At 63.8% G+C, this 16,716-nt stretch carries 15 protein-coding genes; 9 read left to right on the top strand and 6 right to left on the bottom strand.

The features are described from left to right. Nucleotides 1-184: 184 nt before the first annotated feature. Nucleotides 185-385 carry a hypothetical protein gene (locus tag ACIQLI_RS13040; RefSeq protein ID WP_089596938.1) on the top strand — a complete coding sequence of 67 codons (201 nt, stop codon included), beginning with the start codon at nucleotides 185-187 and terminating at the stop codon, nucleotides 383-385. 39 nt (nucleotides 386-424) lie between these two features. Here the strand turns inward: ACIQLI_RS13040 and ACIQLI_RS13035 are convergent, their stop codons facing one another. Together ACIQLI_RS13035 and ACIQLI_RS13030 are read right to left on the bottom strand one after the other, a co-directional pair. Then, the gene (locus ACIQLI_RS13035; protein WP_400388997.1) at nucleotides 425-1,456 is read right to left on the bottom strand and encodes an LLM class flavin-dependent oxidoreductase; all 1,032 of its coding nucleotides are present in this window, start codon (nucleotides 1,454-1,456) and stop codon (nucleotides 425-427) included. Nucleotides 1,457-1,607: 151 nt separating this feature from the next. After that, nucleotides 1,608-1,970 (bottom strand): hypothetical protein, encoded by a 363-nt coding sequence (locus ACIQLI_RS13030; protein ID WP_400388994.1) that lies wholly within the window; start codon nucleotides 1,968-1,970, stop codon nucleotides 1,608-1,610. Between the two features lie 183 nt (nucleotides 1,971-2,153). Here ACIQLI_RS13030 and ACIQLI_RS13025 point away from each other — a divergent pair, with 183 nt between their 5' ends. Then, entirely contained in the window at nucleotides 2,154-3,077 is a 924-nt protein-coding gene (locus ACIQLI_RS13025; protein ID WP_354231286.1) for a LysR family transcriptional regulator, read from the top strand. A 52-nt stretch (nucleotides 3,078-3,129) separates the two neighbouring features. Here the strand turns inward: ACIQLI_RS13025 and ACIQLI_RS13020 are convergent, their stop codons facing one another. Together ACIQLI_RS13020 and ACIQLI_RS13015 are read right to left on the bottom strand one after the other, a co-directional pair. Next, a complete protein-coding gene (locus ACIQLI_RS13020; RefSeq protein ID WP_354231284.1) occupies nucleotides 3,130-3,909 on the bottom strand; it encodes an isocitrate lyase/phosphoenolpyruvate mutase family protein in 780 nt (259 codons plus the stop codon). 172 nt (nucleotides 3,910-4,081) lie between these two features. Beyond that, a complete protein-coding gene (locus tag ACIQLI_RS13015) occupies nucleotides 4,082-5,290 on the bottom strand; it encodes a GGDEF domain-containing protein (RefSeq protein ID WP_400388990.1) in 1,209 nt (402 codons plus the stop codon). A 318-nt stretch (nucleotides 5,291-5,608) separates the two neighbouring features. Between ACIQLI_RS13015 and ACIQLI_RS13010 the strand changes: the two genes are divergently transcribed. Beyond that, entirely contained in the window at nucleotides 5,609-6,847 is a 1,239-nt protein-coding gene (locus ACIQLI_RS13010; protein WP_400388987.1) for a WD40/YVTN/BNR-like repeat-containing protein, read from the top strand. A gap of 7 nt (nucleotides 6,848-6,854) precedes the next feature. Continuing rightward, the gene (locus tag ACIQLI_RS13005) at nucleotides 6,855-7,142 is read left to right on the top strand and encodes a MoaD/ThiS family protein (protein WP_354231278.1); all 288 of its coding nucleotides are present in this window, start codon (nucleotides 6,855-6,857) and stop codon (nucleotides 7,140-7,142) included. Between the two features lie 23 nt (nucleotides 7,143-7,165). On the opposite strand, the gene ACIQLI_RS13000 is transcribed toward ACIQLI_RS13005, so the two are convergent. Further along, nucleotides 7,166-7,402, bottom strand: coding sequence for a hypothetical protein (locus tag ACIQLI_RS13000; RefSeq protein WP_089597727.1), 237 nt, complete (start codon nucleotides 7,400-7,402; stop codon nucleotides 7,166-7,168). A gap of 228 nt (nucleotides 7,403-7,630) precedes the next feature. Between ACIQLI_RS13000 and ACIQLI_RS12995 the strand changes: the two genes are divergently transcribed. After that, entirely contained in the window at nucleotides 7,631-10,345 is a 2,715-nt protein-coding gene (locus tag ACIQLI_RS12995; RefSeq protein WP_400388983.1) for an FG-GAP-like repeat-containing protein, read from the top strand. A gap of 150 nt (nucleotides 10,346-10,495) precedes the next feature. On the opposite strand, the gene ACIQLI_RS12990 is transcribed toward ACIQLI_RS12995, so the two are convergent. Then, on the bottom strand, nucleotides 10,496-11,821 hold the full coding sequence (locus tag ACIQLI_RS12990; RefSeq protein ID WP_400388980.1) for an MFS transporter: 1,326 nt from the start codon (nucleotides 11,819-11,821) through the stop codon (nucleotides 10,496-10,498). A 204-nt stretch (nucleotides 11,822-12,025) separates the two neighbouring features. Between ACIQLI_RS12990 and ACIQLI_RS12985 the strand changes: the two genes are divergently transcribed. The 4 genes from ACIQLI_RS12985 to pcaH all read left to right on the top strand — a co-directional run bounded on the left by ACIQLI_RS12985 (nucleotide 12,026) and on the right by pcaH (nucleotide 16,715). After that, nucleotides 12,026-12,796, top strand: a complete 771-nt coding sequence (locus ACIQLI_RS12985; RefSeq protein WP_400388977.1) for an IclR family transcriptional regulator — start codon at nucleotides 12,026-12,028, stop codon at nucleotides 12,794-12,796. Nucleotides 12,797-13,006: 210 nt separating this feature from the next. Then, nucleotides 13,007-13,912, top strand: a complete 906-nt coding sequence (locus tag ACIQLI_RS12980; protein ID WP_400388974.1) for a shikimate dehydrogenase — start codon at nucleotides 13,007-13,009, stop codon at nucleotides 13,910-13,912. Continuing rightward, entirely contained in the window at nucleotides 13,912-15,783 is a 1,872-nt protein-coding gene (locus ACIQLI_RS12975; protein ID WP_400388971.1) for a bifunctional sugar phosphate isomerase/epimerase/4-hydroxyphenylpyruvate dioxygenase family protein, read from the top strand. Before ACIQLI_RS12980 ends, ACIQLI_RS12975 begins: the two co-directional genes overlap by 1 nt. Nucleotides 15,784-15,836: 53 nt before the next feature. Then, a complete protein-coding gene (pcaH, locus tag ACIQLI_RS12970) occupies nucleotides 15,837-16,715 on the top strand; it encodes a protocatechuate 3,4-dioxygenase subunit beta (protein WP_354231265.1) in 879 nt (292 codons plus the stop codon). Nucleotide 16,716 lies beyond the last annotated feature (1 nt).

Genomic DNA, 16,716 nt, shown 5'->3' with positions numbered 1-16,716 from the left:
CTTGCGTGACGGGCGGTCCGGCCGAACATCGAGTGGGCCGGGAGCACCCCTAGGAATAGATTGGCCCTAAGCCCGGCCCGCCACAAGAGCCGGACCCTTGTAGACGCTCCGGACCCGGCCTACGGTTAATCCGGGCCCACGGCGCATCGGAACCCGTGGCTCCTCCGACGGAAGGCGGTCCGCGATGGAAATTTTCATGTGGTGGCTCGATCTGCATCTGGACAGCAAGGAATGGCTGCGTGAGAACCTGCGCGCCGACGAACTTCCGCTGCCCGTGCTGCAGCATATTGCCGAGGCCGGCGGACCCCATCCGGACAAGGTCAGCGGCGTGCTGACCGAAGCGGATTGGGACTTCATCGAGACACAGTCGGAGTTCGTGGACTGACTGGACTGGCTGGGCTGACTGGGCTGGGCGGGCTTCGGCTTAGCCGGCAGGTTTCCAGCCCAGGGCAGGCCCCAGTTTGCCCGCGATGTCGGTGAGGATCTGTACGTAGTCCTCGTGGTCAAAGCTGAAGGGCAGCGCGAAGGCCACCTCGTCCACTTCCTGGAATCCCCGATGGGCATAGAGCTGTTCGGCAATGTCATCGCTGGTGCCGATGATGTCCTGTGCGAACATCATGCCCTTCGGCCCTTGGGGCGCGCGTGTGCGTGGCGTGCGTTCATCGACGTAGCGTTGGTATTTCTCCCGCTGGGCAGGTGAAGCTGTGTCTGTGGGAATCACCACCAGGCCTTGCGAGACACGGGCGGTGTTCCCTGACTGGGCAGCGGCTTCACGGTAGGCGCGGATCTGTGACTGCTGGACTCCGGCGAAGTCCGGTTCCTGGTCCTTGTCCGGGAAGATCACGCTGCTGGAGAGCAGATTGAAGCCGTTTTCTCCTGCCCACACCGCCGATTTCATGCTCGCAGCCCCATACCAAAGCCGCGAACGCAGCCCGGCAGAGTGCGGCTCCACGCGGTTGGAGAATTCTTCCACCACGCCCTGCTTGCCGGAGAAGTCCCGCACTTTCTCCCCGGCGATCAGGCGGGCCAGCCGGTTCACGCGGGCGTAGCTGAAGTCCTCCACACCGGCAGTGTCCGGGTAGAGCTCATGTTTTACGGTGTCGTAATTCATGGGTTCCCCTACGCTCAGCCCTGGATTGATCCGGCCGCCGGAGAGCAGGTCCACGGTGGCCAGGTCTTCCGCAAGGCGCAAAGGGTTTTCCCAGCCCAACGGAGTCACCGCGGTGCCCAACTCAATCCGCGAGGTGCGCTGGCTGGCCGCGGCCATGACCGCAACCGGCGAGGAGATCCCGAACTGCAGGTGGCGGTGACGGAGCCACGCGCTGTCGAAGCCCAGCCTCTCCCCGAGCTCGATGATCTCCAACGTGGACTGGTGCCCGGCAGCTGGATCCGCGGGATCGAACAGGCCAATAGTGAGGAAACCAAGCTTGCGCAGGGGGTGTTCGGGGGTGGGCATGGGCTTCCTTCACGGTAGGGCGGCGGCTACTTGCCCAGAATAGGCTCCGGTCCTGCGGACGACGGCGGGACGTTACCTTTTGTGATGCCCGGACCGTTTATGGCGGCAGGACTGCCCGTGACGCCCGGACCAGGCGCAGCTTGCGGCCGCGCTAGGCGCAGGTGGCGACTGGGCGGGTGGCCGCGACGATGACTTGGGCGGCAGTGTCGGGGGCAAGAGAGTGGATCTCTTGAGCATGGGGCGCCACCTGCACAGTCTGCGCCGGCCGCTCCGCCCGCTCCTTGGCCCGCATCCGGAGAAGCGCCACAGCGGAGATGAGGAACCACGCCACGTTGGTCACCACGGAGGGCCAGGCCCCATGGAGCGTGCCGTTGATGATGAAGGCGCACGAACCGAAGAGGTTCACGGTCTGGAAGGTGGTGCCTGCCTGCAACCAGCCCATGGACACTGCCATGTAGCCGCCGAGCATTGCCACTGCGCCGGCCCAGCCGGTGATTTCGAACAGCAGTTCCATGGGAGTCCTTTCAAGGTTTTTGGGCACCCGGATGACGCCGGCGGGCGGCGTATGGTCCGGAGTGGAGGCTTGATTCGCTAGACGGTGGTGTGTTGCTGAATCGTGCTTTTGAGTCAATATTGAGCGACTATGGGCTTTAGATCAATTGCAATATTCTGAAGACGGTGTTTAGGAGTGCTTAACATGGATGTGGACCCGCGCCGGCTGCTGGTTCTTCTTGCAGTAGCGCGAACTGGCGGCGTTCTGGCGGCGGCTGATGAACTGCGGATTACGCCGTCCGCCGTGTCCCAGCAACTCAGCAAACTCGAGACTGAGGCAGGGCAGGCGTTACTCCTGCGCACCCCCAAAGGATCGGTCCTCACTCCCGCCGGCCTGGCCATGGCAGAGGCAGGGGAAGAGATAGAGCGAGCCCTCAACGTTGCCCGCGCCCGGATGCAAAGCGAGGTCAACATCGCGGGAGTCGTGCGGGTGGGCGGATTCGCCAGTTTCATGCGCACAGTGGTGATCCCGCGACTTCCCGAGTGGCGCAGCCAATACCCTCAGCTGCAGATTCAGATCGTTGAGGACAGCTTCCCTGCAGTGATGCGGCTGCTCCGCCAGCGACAACTGGATGCTGTGGTCATAGAACAGGATTCGACGGCGGCAGAGCAGCATCCGATGGCGGCCGGAATGGTCCAGGAACCCCTGCTGGATGAGCCATGGAAGTTGGTGGTGCCCGCAGGAAGCCTGCTCGGCACGGACAACATCGACCTCAGCCGCCTGCACTTGCCATGGCTGGGGGTGGAGCCGTCAGCAGCCAATATTGCCGTACTGGGACGCCTCCGCCACTCGACAGGTGCCCGGATTGAGACTGTGCATCAGTACCACGACACCCTCACCGCACTGGCACTCGTCGCTGCCGGGGAGGGCGTGGCCATTGTGCCCACTTTGGCGCTGACCGGCGTTGTCCACGACCATGTGGACATCCTGGACGTTCCTGGGTTGGGAACCCGCCATATCGCCCTGCGGCGCTTCGATCGGCGACGGGCAGCCAGCCTGCCCGTGGACACGGTGTCCCGGCTCCTCAGGGAATCCGCGGCGGCGTTCGATACCCGCTCAGCCTCCTGACCTGTCCCGCCGTCGCGGACGGGACAGGTACAGGCAATCACGGGCAGTACAGCTAGTTCAGCGCCGGAGTGTCGGCAGGGATGACCCCGGAGCCGTACAGATCCGAGGCCAGATCCTGAAGAGCCCGCAGGGCCACCCGCTGGGTGAACGGACCGTAGGACACGCGCGCCACGCCAAGTTGCTGGAGTTCAGCAGCCGGGAGGGCTCCGGGGGCTCCGATCACGGAGAGCTTCCCGTGTCCCAGCCCTTCCACCAGCGGCTCGATGACCTCCCGGGTCATGGCACCTGGCACGAAGACCAACGAAGCTCCGGCGTCCAGGAAAGCGCGTCCCCGGGCGATGGCGTCCTGAATACTCTCCTCAATCGGCCGGTCTCCACCCCTGGCAATCGCGTCGGTGCGCGCATTCAGCTGGAACGGAATGCCTTCGCCGGCAGAAGCCGAGATGATGGCCTGTACGCGGGCGACGGCCTCGTCGAAGGGCCGCAAGCGGTCTTCAACGTTCGCGCCCACCACGCCGATCCCTATCGCCCGGCGGATGGTTTCGGCAGGGTTGTCATAGCCATCGTCCAGGTCTGCGGTGACCGGGAGATCCACGGCGTCGACAATCCGCTTCACCCCGTCCAGCGCCACGTCCAAGGGCATGGTTCCGTCGGCATAGCCGAAGGCTGCAGCAATGGAATGCCCTGCAGTGGCGATGGCCTTCGTTTCAGGAAGTCCTGCAATAGTGCGGGCACTGATGGCGTCCCAGACGTTGACCACACTCAGGATTTCAGGGGCTTCGTGCAGGGCTTTCAGCTGTTGTGCACGTGCATTGGTGGTTGCTTCAGTCATCGTCGCTCTCTCCGTCACTGTTGTTCTCCGTGCTCCAGGGGTGGGAACCAAACCCACTTGCCACCCACAGCCTAGGCATAACGTCACGCAACGCGATACCAAGCGCCTGCCGAGGGCCATAAGGGTGCGGCCCGGCGCAATGCGTCGTCCGTGTACTACGAACGTGCGTGAATTACGACGGCGGGCGGCTGGCTTCAGGTGCGGACTCCACGTCCGCGGGGTCCGCACCTACAACCCTGTTCCGTCCTTGGGCCTTGGCACTATAGAGCGCGGCGTCGGCCACATTGATCATGAAGGCAAGGTCCTGGACATCCGCTCCGGTGGACGTCACGCCGTAGCTCACTGTGGGAAACGGCAGGCCATCCGGACCCTTCATGGCTGCCAGCCGACCACTGATTTCGGACGCGATGGCTTCGGCCCGCTGTTGTGTGGCTCCCGGCAGCAGCAGGACGAATTCTTCCCCGCCATACCGCGCCACGACGTCTGTGGACCTGACCGAAGAAGTGCAGGCCGCAGCAAAAGCCCGGAGCGCGGCGTCGCCCGCTGCATGACCATGCTCATCGTTGACGGCCTTGAAGTTGTCCAGGTCCGCAAGGATCAGCGCCGCACCCCGCGGGGACGACTCCGCAAGAGACCGGGACGCCAGTTCCAGGAAGGCACCCCGGTTCAGCAGACCCGTCAGGTGGTCACGATCGGCACGTTCCCGGAGGCGTTTGATCAACTGCTTGTTGCTGAGCGTATTCATGGTGGAGGACACGGCCACCAGCAGGATCAGGTGCATCAGGGCGGCCGGAGCATACCCAAAGAATGTTTGGAACACGTGGCTGGTGGGCCCGTCCAGGACAAAGCTGATAGCCCGGAACAGGTAATACAAGGCTGTCAGCCCGGCAATGATCGACAGGAATCTGGTAATCCTGGACCGGACGGGTTTGGCGAACCACAGTTCCAGGCCCGCCAACGTGAGTCCCAGTGTGGTCAGGCCCAGGTACACCAAGCCGCCGGACCACACGCTGTTCCCGGGGTCATCCACAACGGAGGCAACAAAACCGGGAATGGACGCAGCCGCCAGAATCCAAGGCTGCACCCGCTGGTCGCGCAGTGTGCGCGCTCCCGCCCAGATGCAGAAGGTTCCGGCAACAACAAGGGCCTTGCCCAAGGGGTTGGCCCACGGCTGGAAGTCAGTACCGTTCAGCAGGAAGGCGGCATTGCCGGCTAAAAAGAGGCACAGGGCTACCCGCCACCACTCGGCGTAGGGCGAGCGTCTCCGCTGGGACGAGACACAGGAAATGACGATCAGGGTCAGAATGACCAAGCCGAGGACCATCCTGACGGAGAAGGGGTCCAGAACAATCGTTCCCTCTTGCAGCGAAACTGCAATCACGACGCGGCCCCGCTACCGGGCTACAACCGCGGAGTTCCCTCGTGATGGCCTCATGGCTCTTTGACCTCGCAAAACATCTGATCCCCCAATAAGTTGTTCCGGCCTCATGACCGCAAAACCACAGTCAAGCACGTTTTCTCCAGTGCCCGGTGGAGGTTCGTCGCTTTAGTTCCTTAAAGTTTTTTTCTGTTTTCGCGTCACGATCCGGAGTTTGGGCACACTGTAACCGTAAGGGTTGTTCTTGCCCTGTAGGCCTGACTATCCACATAGGCCAAAAAACCGTTGCCACCCACCCGCCCTGATGGTTCGATGGAACGCATGGCAACCGCAGATACCGCAGAGAGTTATGTCATTGCGATCGGGACCAAGAAAGGCCTGTGGCTGGCAACCAGCCCGGACCGCAAGGAATGGTCCCTCTCCGGCCCGCACTTCCTGATGAGCGAGATTCCCAGCATCGGCATAGACACGCGGGACGGCAAAACCCGGATCATGGTGGGCGTGCGATCAGAGCATTGGGGACCCACCGTGGCCCACTCCGATGACCTTGGCGCCACCTGGACCGAGCCCGAGCAAGGTGCCATCAAGTTCCCGGACGGCACTGACGCCGCCCTGGAACGCATCTGGCAGATCCACCCCGACGCCGACTCCCGCCCTGGCGTTGTCTGGGCCGGTTGCGAGCCGATTTCAGTATGGAAATCCACCGACGGCGGCGAACACTTCGAGCTGAACCGCGGACTGTGGGACCACCCGCACCGCAGCGAGTGGGGTGCCGGCTATGGTGGCGCGGCGGCGCACTCGATTGTGGTTGATCCGTCCGGGGAAAAGGTCCACATCGCCATGAGCACGGGCGGCGTTTACCGATCGCTCGACGGCGGGACTTCCTGGGAGCCCCGGAACAAAGGAATCTCGGCCTATTTCATGCCCGATCCCAACCCGGAGTTCGGGCAGTGCGTGCACAAGATCGCGGCGGATGCCGCCGTCGAGGGCCGTTTGTACGCGCAGAACCATCACGGCGTGTACCGCACCGATGACAACGGGGAGAACTGGGATTCCATCGCGGACGGGCTGCCTGCGGACTTCGGCTTTGTCATGCTGACGCATCCGCGGCGTGAAGGAACGGCGTGGGTGATTCCGCTGAAGGCCGACGGGGAACGCATCCCGCCGGGCAGCAAGCTCAGTGTTCACCGCACCAACGACGCCGGCAACACCTGGACAGAACTTCATACCGGCCTGCCTGACCACGAATACAACGCTGTCCTGCGCGACGCCGCGTCCGTGGACACGGCAGAACCTGTTGGCGTGTATTTCGGTACCCGTGGAGGTGCGGTCTACGCCAGTGCCGACGAGGGCGGGACCTTCACTGAAGTGGCCTCGCACTTGCCGGACGTCCTGTGCGTGAGGGCCGCTGTCGTGGTGGGCAATGCGGCAGGCGTGGAAGTCCCACTGGCTGCGGGGGAAGCCACGGTGATTGCCGAAGCCGCATTGATAGTGGAGGCAGCGGCCCAGGAGATTGACCCCACGCCGGGCGATCAAGCCAGCGCCCCGGTACCTGGGTAGGCCCGTTGTGGCTGACTTTACGGTCCTGTTGCCTGGTGTCCTTCAGCCACTCGTCGGCGGACAGTCCTATCTGACTGCGTCCGCCGACGGGGCTGTGACCGTTGGACAGTTGCTTGATGCGGTGACCGGAGATTATCCGGTGCTGGCCAGGCGTTTGCGGGATGAAACCGGGGCACTCCGCCGTTTCGTGAATATTTACGTGAACGGTGATGAGGTCCGGCGTCTGAAGGGTCTTGATACGGAGGTCGCGGCCGGCCAGGAGGTCCTGATTGTCCAGTCCGTGGCCGGCGGCTGAGCAGGGTTTGGGGTCAAGCCGGTTCAGGCGACGCGCCAGACGCTGCATTCGTCGGTATTGATGGCTTTCCTCATCCCGGAGGCGTGATCCATGATCCAGACAACGCCGATTCCCGGCGCGGTTTCCTGGACCTGTCCGCGGCGGATGACCACGTCATCATAGGCGGGTCCCACGGACAGTCGGGCTTCGATCTCGTCTCCACGGTGGAGCTGGCTGATCGCGCGTATTCGTGTTGTGTGTGTTGTGACTTCCTTCAACATGGTGGCCTCCTGGGCTGGAGCTGGTGCCTGCACTTGCCGGCTCTTCCAGTGTGGCGCGGCAATGTTGCCACGGTATTTCGGGGCGGTTAGGGTCCGGTTAGCATTCCGGGTTGGTTGCATTTCCGGTGATCCAGCCCCGCCTTCCCGGCGCATTGCGGGTGCGGCTGTAACCTGATCTCGGTTCTTGAGACTCACAGGAACCACAGGCTCCGTCCCCGGGGAGATTCAATGGGTGTTTTGCGGCGATCGATCGCGCTGTCCACGGGCTTGGTGGTGTTCGCCACCGGCCTGTTTTTTGTTCAGGCCCCCGCCACGGCCGTTCCAGTGCCCGGTCCGGATCATCCGAACGTCCAATTCATCGAGGGCACTCCGCACTCTGATCACACGTTCGAAACGCCACCGGTTGATGACGCGCCCAAGGGGCAGTCCGACGTCGACTCTTCCCTCCGCGACGGTGCGGCAGCGATTGGCCCCGCCGGGGACATCCGCGTCCGGCTGGTTACGGCAAAGCTGGCGGACAACACCAATACTGTCTCCATGGCCGATGCCGAAAAGACGGTGGCGGCCAGCAGTAAGTACTGGCAGGCGATGTCGGCCAACAAGCTTTCCATGACCGTGAGCAGCAAGGTTGCCGGGCACCAGTCCAGGGCGAAGTCGACCGACAGCTACAGCTCCATCATCTCCACCATCACCAGCGAGCTGAAATGGTCCGCGAGCCCGTACACGGCGCTGGTGATCTACATTCCCACCACCACCCTGTCCGGGAACGCGCTTGGCGCCGGCTACAGCAGTGGCAGTTACAGTGGCCGCGTCTTGATGCCGCAGATCAGCAACTTCTCCAACAACGTGATGAGCCATGAGTTCGGGCACGTCATTGGCATGATGCACGCCGATGCCCTGCAGTGCCGCAGCGGGGCGTCCGACGTCGGCGTCAACAGCAATGGCCAGTTCACGGACCCGTCTTGCTACATCCGCGAGTACGGCGACACCACAGACATCATGGGCGCTGCGCAGTGGAACTCGCCGGTCATCAGCTCCACGTTTTGGGATTACGGAGGCCTCGGGCGAGGCGACGAAATCCGCGACACCGGCGTGGCTACGGGAGTCAAGAGCTACACCCTGAAGCCCTGGGGCGGCACAGAGGCCCAGCGTGCCATCAAGTTCACGGATCCCGTCAGCCGGGAGGTCTACTACCTGGAACTCCGGCAGCCGGTGGGGGCTTACGACAGCTATCTCTCAGGCGGCAACAAAGGCGTCAAAATCGTCCAGCGCGGCGGCGCCACCATCGCCTCGTCACTGGTCCTCATGCCGGACACCACGCCTTTCAATGGCTGGTACAGCCAGAACCACGCCTGGCAGGCGGGCAGTACTTTCACCACCTACACAGGCACCAGGGTGACCATCAACTCGGTCAGCGCCACCTCGGCAACCGTGACCATCAACGCTGACACGAAACTGAAGACGCGGATGAGCTTTTCCGCCGGCGATTTCGACGGCGACAAGCTGGCCGACGTCCTTTCCCGCGAAGCGGACGGGTCGCTCCTGCTCTTTGCAGGCTTGCCCGGGAACCGCCTTGAGGATCCCGTGCGAATCGGCAGTGGCTGGGACATTTTCAACGCTGTACTGGGCACCTCCGATTTCAACGGTGACGGCTTCGCTGACATTCTGGCGCGCAGCAGCGACGGCGCTCTGTGGCTCTACCCTGGCAACGGCAAGGGCGGTTTCCTGCCACGTACGCAGGTAGGCGTGGGCTGGCAGGGCTTCACACAGTTGGTGGCTCCCGGTGACTTCAACGGCGATGGCCGGGCAGACCTGGTGGCAAGCGGAACCGATGGCCGGCTATGGCTCTATCCCGGAAACGGCTCCGGCGGCTTCCTGGCCCAGCGGCAGATCGGCCAAGGCTGGGATGCGTTCACCAGTCTTTCTGCGGCGGGGACGTTCGGGGGCGGGACGGCAGGACTCCTGGCCCGCTCGTCGGACGGCACCCTCTACGTCTACCCCGGCGATGGCAAGGGGAGCCTCCTGCCGCGTACCGCCGTCGGAAGTGGTTGGAACCTGGCGGGCGACATCGTCGGCGGGCAGGAATTTACCGGCGACGGCAAAGCTGACGTTCTCGGCGTCGGTTCAGGGATGACCCTTTATCCGGGTGACGGCACCGGCTTCGCAGACCGCCTGCCGATCGGAACCGGTTGGAACCAGTTCAGCCAGGTGTGGGAGGCCGGGGATTTCGATGGCGATGCTGTCGCTGACATTCTGGCCCGCGGCAGCAACGGCATCCTGTGGCTCTACCCTGGCAACGGTTCGGGCGGCTTCTTGCCGCGCGTGCAGGTGGGGACGGGCTGGAACGTCTTTACGTCAGTCCTGAGCGTGGGCGACTTCGACGGCGACAAGCACCCGGATCTGGTGGCCAGGGCATCCGATGGGACGCTGTGGCTGTACCCGACCGACGGGAAGGGCCAGTTCCTTGCCCGCAAACAGATCGGTACTGGCTGGCAGGGTTTCACGCAGATGCTGGCGCCGGGCGACTTCTCCGGTGACGGAAAGGCCGACATCCTGGCACGCGCCGCGGACGGGACCTTGTGGCTTTATCCGGGAAATGGCGCCGGCGGATTCCAGGCATGGAAGCAGATCGGTACCGGGTGGAACATCTTCAACGCGGTGATGCAGGGCAGTGATTTCAACGGCGACGGCAGGGAAGACGTCCTTGCCCGAGGGACGGACGGCGCCCTGTGGCTCTACCCGGGCAACGGCAGCGGAGGGTTCCTCGCCCGGCAGTACCTGGGCTCTGGCTGGAACATGTTCACCTCCTTCGCGGCCCTCGGCAACGCCTTCACGGGCACGGGCGATCCGACGCTCGTAGGGGTAGCCGGCGATGGAACACTGCTGCTCTACTCCGGGACGGGTGCGGGAAAGTTCAAGCCGGTGGCGTTGGACCCGAGGTAGCCCGCCCTCGGAGGTGAGAGAGCGCTGCTGGTTTTCCTGGGCCCCTCAGGTTGAGGCAAGCGAAAAACCCGGAATGTCAGGTGACACTCCGGGTTTTCGCTGCTTCGGTCCCAGCTCACTGGGAAGAAGCCTCAGGCTTTAGGCGTGCTGCTATTGCTGGGGCAGGCCGAGTTCCGCTGTGGGCGTCTTGGCGGATTCGCGGGCCGTCATCGCTGAGACGGCTGCGATCACACAGATTACTGCGGTGAAGATGGAGATCTGAACCCATCCGCCGGGCTTGGTTCCGCCCAGGGCAGTCACGATTGCCGGGGCGAACCCTGCCATGAGGAAGCCGAGCTGCGTTCCGATGGCCAGGCCGGAGAAGCGGACCTTGGTGCTGAACATTTCACCGTAGAAGGACGGCCATACCGCGTTGGCAGCGGCGTACCCGAACGAGAAGAACACCACGGACACCAGGAACATCAGCGGCACCACGCCGGATTCCAGGGTCAGCAGGAACACGGGGGTCATGATGGCGCTGGCGAAAGCGCCGTAGATGAAGACGGGCTTCCGGCCGATCTTGTCCGCGAGCATACCGAACAGCGGCTGGGTTCCGAGGGCCACCACATTGGCTACTACTACCAGCCAGAGCGTGATGGTGCTGCTCACGCCGGCAACATCCTGGGCGTATTTGATGGCCAATGTTCCAAAGACCGTGCTCACTGCGGCAATGAAGGCACAGCAGACCACGCGGAGGACATCGCGCCAGTGCAGCCTGAGAAGGTCGGCTACGGGGAGCTTGGAGATCTCGTTGTTCTTCTTGGCTTCAGCGAAGGCGGGCGGCTCGTGCAGGGTGCGGCGGATGAAGAACGCCACCAGAACCACCACGGCGCTGAGCCAGAACGGGATGCGCCAGCCAATGCCGTATTTGATCTCGTCAGGCAGGGCCACCACAGGAATGAAGACCAGCGCTGCCAGGATCTGGCCGCCCTGGGTGCCGGTGAGGGTCCACGAGGTGAAGAACGAGCGGCGGTTGTCCGGAGCGTGCTCCAGCGTCATGGACGAGGCTCCGGCCTGCTCGCCGGCAGCCGAGAGACCCTGGCAAAGACGGGCCAGAACCAGCAGGACCGGAGCCCACCAGCCGATGGTCTTGAAGTCGGGGAGACAGCCGATCACGAAGGTGGCTGCACCCATCAGGACCAAGGTGAACATGAGCACCTTCTGCCGGCCTATCCTGTCACCGAAGTGGCCCAGGATCACGGCGCCCACGGGGCGGGCAATATATGCGAAGCCGAAGGTCGCGAAGGACATGATGGCCGCGTTGGCATCGGCGGACGGGAAGAACACGTGCGGGAAGATCAGGGCCGCGGCCGAGCCGAAGATGAAGAAGTCGTAGTACTCAACCGCGCTGCCCAGGAAGCTGGCAAGCGCGGCTTTCTTAGGGGTTCCGGCGGCGGTTTCAGTGCCTGGCGTCGCTGACGGCATTGTTTGGCTCATGGGTGGTTCCTTCTGTGACGACGATGTCGCGGACTGGCTTTTGTGGGGAGACCCAAGCGAGGTGCGGCCGGTCAATCCCAGACAAGTAACCACATTGTGAGAGCTACTTGTGCAATACAGCAATAGTGGCTGTGAGTGGGGTCACTTGTCAAGAGATGTCACCACTATCTAGAAATAGCTCTCACTATGTGAGAGCATCGAGCTATGAGTGTGAAAGAGGACACAAAGACCGACATGGTCGGCAAGGCACTGAGCTTGTTGGTACTACTGGGCGACGAGCCGCGCGGGGCCAGTGCGGCGGATCTTGCGAGGAGTGCCGGACTGCCGTTCAGCACCACCTACCGCTTGCTGGGCTCGCTGACCCGCGATGGCTTTGTGGATTACGAGCCCGACGGGCGCCGGTACCATCTGGGCTTGCGCGTCTTCCAGCTCGGTCAGCGGGTATCGAACCATCACGGGTTCGCGGCCACTGCACTGCCCGTCTTGCAGCGCGTTACCGATCGCACGCATGAGGCCACCATCCTCTCCGTCCGCGATGGCAACCACCACCTGACGGTCAATAAGGTGGATGGCCCCAAGACCTTCCGCGTCACCAGCGACCCCGGCCATCTGGGGGCGCTCCATACGACGTCGGTGGGCAAGGCCATTGTGGCTTTCGAAGAAGAGATCGAGCGGAAGCGACTGCTGGAGGAGCTTCCCCTGGATCCCCTCACAGAACGCTCCATCACCGACCGCGATGCGTTCCGGGAAGAAATCGAGCAGGTCCGCCGGCAGGGCTATGCGGTGATGGATGAGGAAAATGAGGTTGGCATGCGGGCGGTCGCTGTACCGGTCCTCAACTCCCAGGGCCACGCTTTCGCCTCGCTCGCCGTCGCCGCGCCAGTGTTCCGCATGACCATGGAGGAGCTGATCGCCCACGTCCCCACTCTGCAGGAGGCTGCGGCTGAACTCGCGGCCCGCCTGCCCCAGCGCTGACCCCTTCATTGCGAGGCCCGCTTTGCGCCCCAAGCACGCGGGATACCCCGCAAAGCGGGCCCCGCAACGAGCGACCCGCATGCTTCTTGTTCGCGATAAGAACAAGCGTGCGGAATATGAACACTTGTAGTAATCTAAAGAACACCCGGTCAGGCGACGCCCCGAAAAGGCGCCACAAGACCGCGGTGCTGAAGTCAAAGGAGCTTTAGGATGAGCAACCGAGCCGAGTCCGTTCTGGTGGGCCTCATAGGCGAAGGCGTCATGCCCTCCCTCACGCCGCCCATGCACGAACGCGAAGCCGATGTGCAGGGCCTTCGCTTGCTGTACCGCCCCATCGACCTGCTGGAACTCACGTTGCCGGCCACCGCCGTCGGGGATCTCCTGACCGCCGCCCAGCGCATGGGATTCAACGGCCTGAACATCACCCACCCGTGCAAGCAGTTGGTGCTCGAACACCTTGATGAAATTTCCGACGACGCTCGTCGCCTGGGTGCCGTCAATACAGTCCTCCTCCAGGACGGTCGGCTGATCGGCCACAACACAGACTTCTCCGGCTTCGGCTCGGCGCTCGCCGACGGACTCCCCGGGGCAACGCTGGACCGCGTGGTCCAGTTGGGCGCAGGCGGCGCCGGCTCGGCCGTGGCCTACGCGCTCCTCACGGCCGGCGTGGGCACGCTGGACCTCGTGGACATGGACCCGGCCCGCGCTGCGGAACGTGCCGCAGAACTCGGTGGGCTCTTCCCCGAAGCCACCGTCACTCCGCGGAGCACCAACGAGCTGAGCCAGATCATGCCCCTGGCCGACGGCCTGGTGCACTGCACCCCCATCGGCATGGCCGCCCACCCGGGCCTTCCCCTGGACATCGACTTGCTGGAACCGCGCCACTGGGTGGCGGACATCGTGTACCGCCCCATCGAGACGCAACTGGTCCGTGAGGCCCGCGCCAAGGGTTGTGACGTCCTCGACGGCGGCCGGATGGCAGTCGGCCAGGCGGCCGACGCCTTCCAGCTCATCACGGGACGCGAAGCCAACCGCGAACGGATGCGGGCACACTTCCTGGAGCTGATTGCCGTGGAAGATGCCGCGGCCCCCGAGCTCGCGAAGGCGGCCCACTGATGCGCACCGGAATCGCCACGGTCTGCCTGTCCGGCACGCTGAAGGAGAAGATGCAGGCCTGCGCCATTGCGGGCTTCGACGGCATCGAGATCTTCGAGCAGGACCTCGTGACCTCTCCGCACAGCCCGGAGGAAGTCCGGAAAATGGCGGCGGACCTCGGGTTGGGCTTGGATTTGTACCAGCCGTTCCGCGATTTCGACGGCGTCACTCCGGACTTGCTGAAGGCCAACCTCAAGCGCGCCGAGGCCAAGTTCAACCTGATGGAACGCCTGGGCATGGACACCATCCTGGTCTGCTCGAACGTTGCGACGGCTACCATCGACGACGATGGTCTCAGGGTCGCGCAACTGGCTGAACTCGCCGAACTTGCTGGGGCCCACGGCGTTAAAGTTGCTTACGAAGCCCTGGCCTGGGGCAAGTACGTCAACGACTACGAGCACGCCTACCGCTTGGTCGAAATGGTGGACCACCCCAACCTGGGCACCTGCCTGGACTCCTTCCACATCCTCTCCCGCGACTGGGACACGGCGCCCATCGAGGACATCAACGCGGAGAAGATCTTCTTCGTCCAGGTTGCCGATGCCCCCAAGCTCTCCATGGACGTCCTCTCCTGGAGCCGCCACTACCGGGTGTTCCCCGGTGAAGGCCAGTTTGAGCTCGCCAAGTTCATGGGCCACGTGGTCCGTGCGGGCTACACGGGCCCGGTCTCCTTGGAAGTCTTCAATGACGTCTTCCGCCAGTCCGACACCGAGCGCACCGCCGTTGACGCCATGCGCTCCTTGATCTGGCTGGAGGAGCAGAGCGCCCAGTGGCTGGCCGGCACCTCAGCGGCAGAGGGAACAGAAGGCGCAGCCGCGTCCCGCCGTCGTTATCCCATGGAACTGGCCACGCTCCCCAAAGTGAACGAACCCGCCGGCTTCAACTTCGCCGAGGTCAAGGCCGACGACACCGCTCAGTTGGAGAAGCTCCTGGGCCAGCTCGGGTTCGGGTTCGAGGGGCGGCACCGCACCAAGAACGTCCAGCTCTGGACCATGGGCCAGGCCCGCGTGATCATCAACGAACAGGCGGCCTCGCACGCTGAACCGGCCATCGCCGCTTTGGGGTTCGACGTCGACTCTCCAGTGATTGCCTCCGCTCGCGCCCAGCAACTCAAGGCGCCCGTGGTGGCCCGTAAGGTCCAGGCTGATGAGGAAGTCTTCCAAGGCATCTCCGCACCGGACTCCACCGAGATTTTCCTTTGCCAGGGCAGTCCGGACGGGACCGCGGCGTGGACGCACGAGTTCGGGGAAGGCCAAGAGCACGCTTCCAGCGCACAGAACGCAGTGATTGACCACGTCAACCTGGCCCAGCCGTGGCAACACTTTGACGAAGCCGTCCTCTTCTACACCAGCGCGTTGGCTTTGGAACCGCAGCCGTTCGCCGAAGTCCCCAGCCCCAGCGGCCTGGTCCGTTCCCAAGTCATGGAGACCAGCAACGGTGCCATCAGGCTGGTCCTGAACCTGGCGCCCGCACAACAGGCCCAAACAGCCCGCAAAACGTACCAGGAGCACATCGCCTTCGCCGTGGACGACCTCGTGGCGACGGCCCGAGAGGCCCGGAAAAGGGGCCTCGAGTTCCTGCAGATTCCGGCCAACTATTACGAGGACCTGGACGCCCGGTTCGATCTTGAACCCGGCTTCCTGGCCACCCTCAAGGAGCTCAACCTCCTGTATGACCGGGACGCCAACGGCGAATTCCTCCACTTCTACACCGCCACGGTGGGCAGTGTGTTCTTCGAAATGGTGGAGCGCCGCGGCAACTACGACGGCTACGGGGCGCCCAACGCCCCGGTGCGCCACGCCGTCCAATACGACTCGCTCCACCGGGTGTAAACCCGCCGCCGCCCCGCAAACCAAGAGAACCCATCAACCGAAAGGAGCCGGCCGTGCCGCAAGAACAGACAGCACAGGCGCTCGAATCCGAGGAACTCGTGCCGCCCGCTGAGCCACACGCCGCCCACCAAGCACACCACGCCAAGAAGGTGGAAACCCAAGCGGATCTCAGTGCTGAGATCAAGGGCATCGGGGACCGCTACGCGGAGGCGTTGAAGAACGGCAAGGGGCCGGAGACCATGCCGCGCCTGGACTACGCGCCGTACCGCAGCAGCATCCTGCGCCACCCCACCAAGAGCCTGCACCACGCGGACCCGGAGACCATCGAGCTCTTCTCGCCGGCGTTCGGACACCAGGATGTCCACGCACTGGAATCCGACCTGACCATCCAGCACAACGGCGAACCGCAGGGTGAACGCATCATCGTGGCCGGCCGCGTCCTCGATGGTGATGGCCGACCGGTGGCGGGCCAGCTCGTGGAAATCTGGCAGGCCAACGCATCAGGCCGTTACATCCACAAGCGCGACCAGCACCCCGCACCGCTGGACCCGAACTTCACCGGCGTCGGGCGTTGCATTACCGGTGACGACGGCTCCTACAGCTTCACCACCATCAAGCCCGGCGCGTACCCATGGAAAAACCACCTGAACGCCTGGCGCCCGGCGCACATCCACTTCTCCATGTTCGGCTCGGAGTTCACCCAGCGAATCGTCACCCAGATGTACTTCCCGGGTGACCAGCTCTTCCCGCTGGATCCCATCTACCAGTCCATCGTGGACCAGGATGCCCGTGACCGCCTGGTGGCACAGTACGACCATGAGCTGACCAGCCCCGAATGGGCCCTCGGCTACAAGTGGGACATCATCCTGACCGGTTCCAAGCGCACCTGGACCGAAAACGAAGCATACGGCGACGCCGGGGACGAGGAGTAAG

Origin of the sequence: Paenarthrobacter sp. NPDC091669, assembly GCF_044756725.1 — a bacterium.
GTDB classification, from domain to species: Bacteria; Actinomycetota; Actinomycetes; order Actinomycetales; family Micrococcaceae; genus Arthrobacter; species Arthrobacter bambusae_C.
Note: the sequence above shows the minus strand (reverse complement) of the source record. Positions and strands in the feature narration are given on the sequence as shown.

Excerpts from the sequence above, each read along its gene's own strand:
- ACIQLI_RS13040 (WP_089596938.1), top strand. The coding sequence starts at position 185 with ATGGAAATTTTCATGTGGTGGCTCGATCTGCATCTGGACAGCAAGGAA.
- ACIQLI_RS13035 (WP_400388997.1), bottom strand. The coding sequence starts at position 1,456 with ATGCCCACCCCCGAACACCCCCTGCGCAAGCTTGGTTTCCTCACTATT.
- ACIQLI_RS13030 (WP_400388994.1), bottom strand. The coding sequence starts at position 1,970 with ATGGAACTGCTGTTCGAAATCACCGGCTGGGCCGGCGCAGTGGCAATG.
- ACIQLI_RS13025 (WP_354231286.1), top strand. The coding sequence starts at position 2,154 with ATGGATGTGGACCCGCGCCGGCTGCTGGTTCTTCTTGCAGTAGCGCGA.
- ACIQLI_RS13020 (WP_354231284.1), bottom strand. The coding sequence starts at position 3,909 with ATGACTGAAGCAACCACCAATGCACGTGCACAACAGCTGAAAGCCCTG.
- ACIQLI_RS13010 (WP_400388987.1), top strand. The coding sequence starts at position 5,609 with ATGGCAACCGCAGATACCGCAGAGAGTTATGTCATTGCGATCGGGACC.
- ACIQLI_RS13000 (WP_089597727.1), bottom strand. The coding sequence starts at position 7,402 with ATGTTGAAGGAAGTCACAACACACACAACACGAATACGCGCGATCAGC.
- ACIQLI_RS12995 (WP_400388983.1), top strand. The coding sequence starts at position 7,631 with ATGGGTGTTTTGCGGCGATCGATCGCGCTGTCCACGGGCTTGGTGGTG.
- ACIQLI_RS12990 (WP_400388980.1), bottom strand. The coding sequence starts at position 11,821 with ATGAGCCAAACAATGCCGTCAGCGACGCCAGGCACTGAAACCGCCGCC.
- ACIQLI_RS12985 (WP_400388977.1), top strand. The coding sequence starts at position 12,026 with ATGAGTGTGAAAGAGGACACAAAGACCGACATGGTCGGCAAGGCACTG.
- ACIQLI_RS12980 (WP_400388974.1), top strand. The coding sequence starts at position 13,007 with ATGAGCAACCGAGCCGAGTCCGTTCTGGTGGGCCTCATAGGCGAAGGC.
- ACIQLI_RS12975 (WP_400388971.1), top strand. The coding sequence starts at position 13,912 with ATGCGCACCGGAATCGCCACGGTCTGCCTGTCCGGCACGCTGAAGGAG.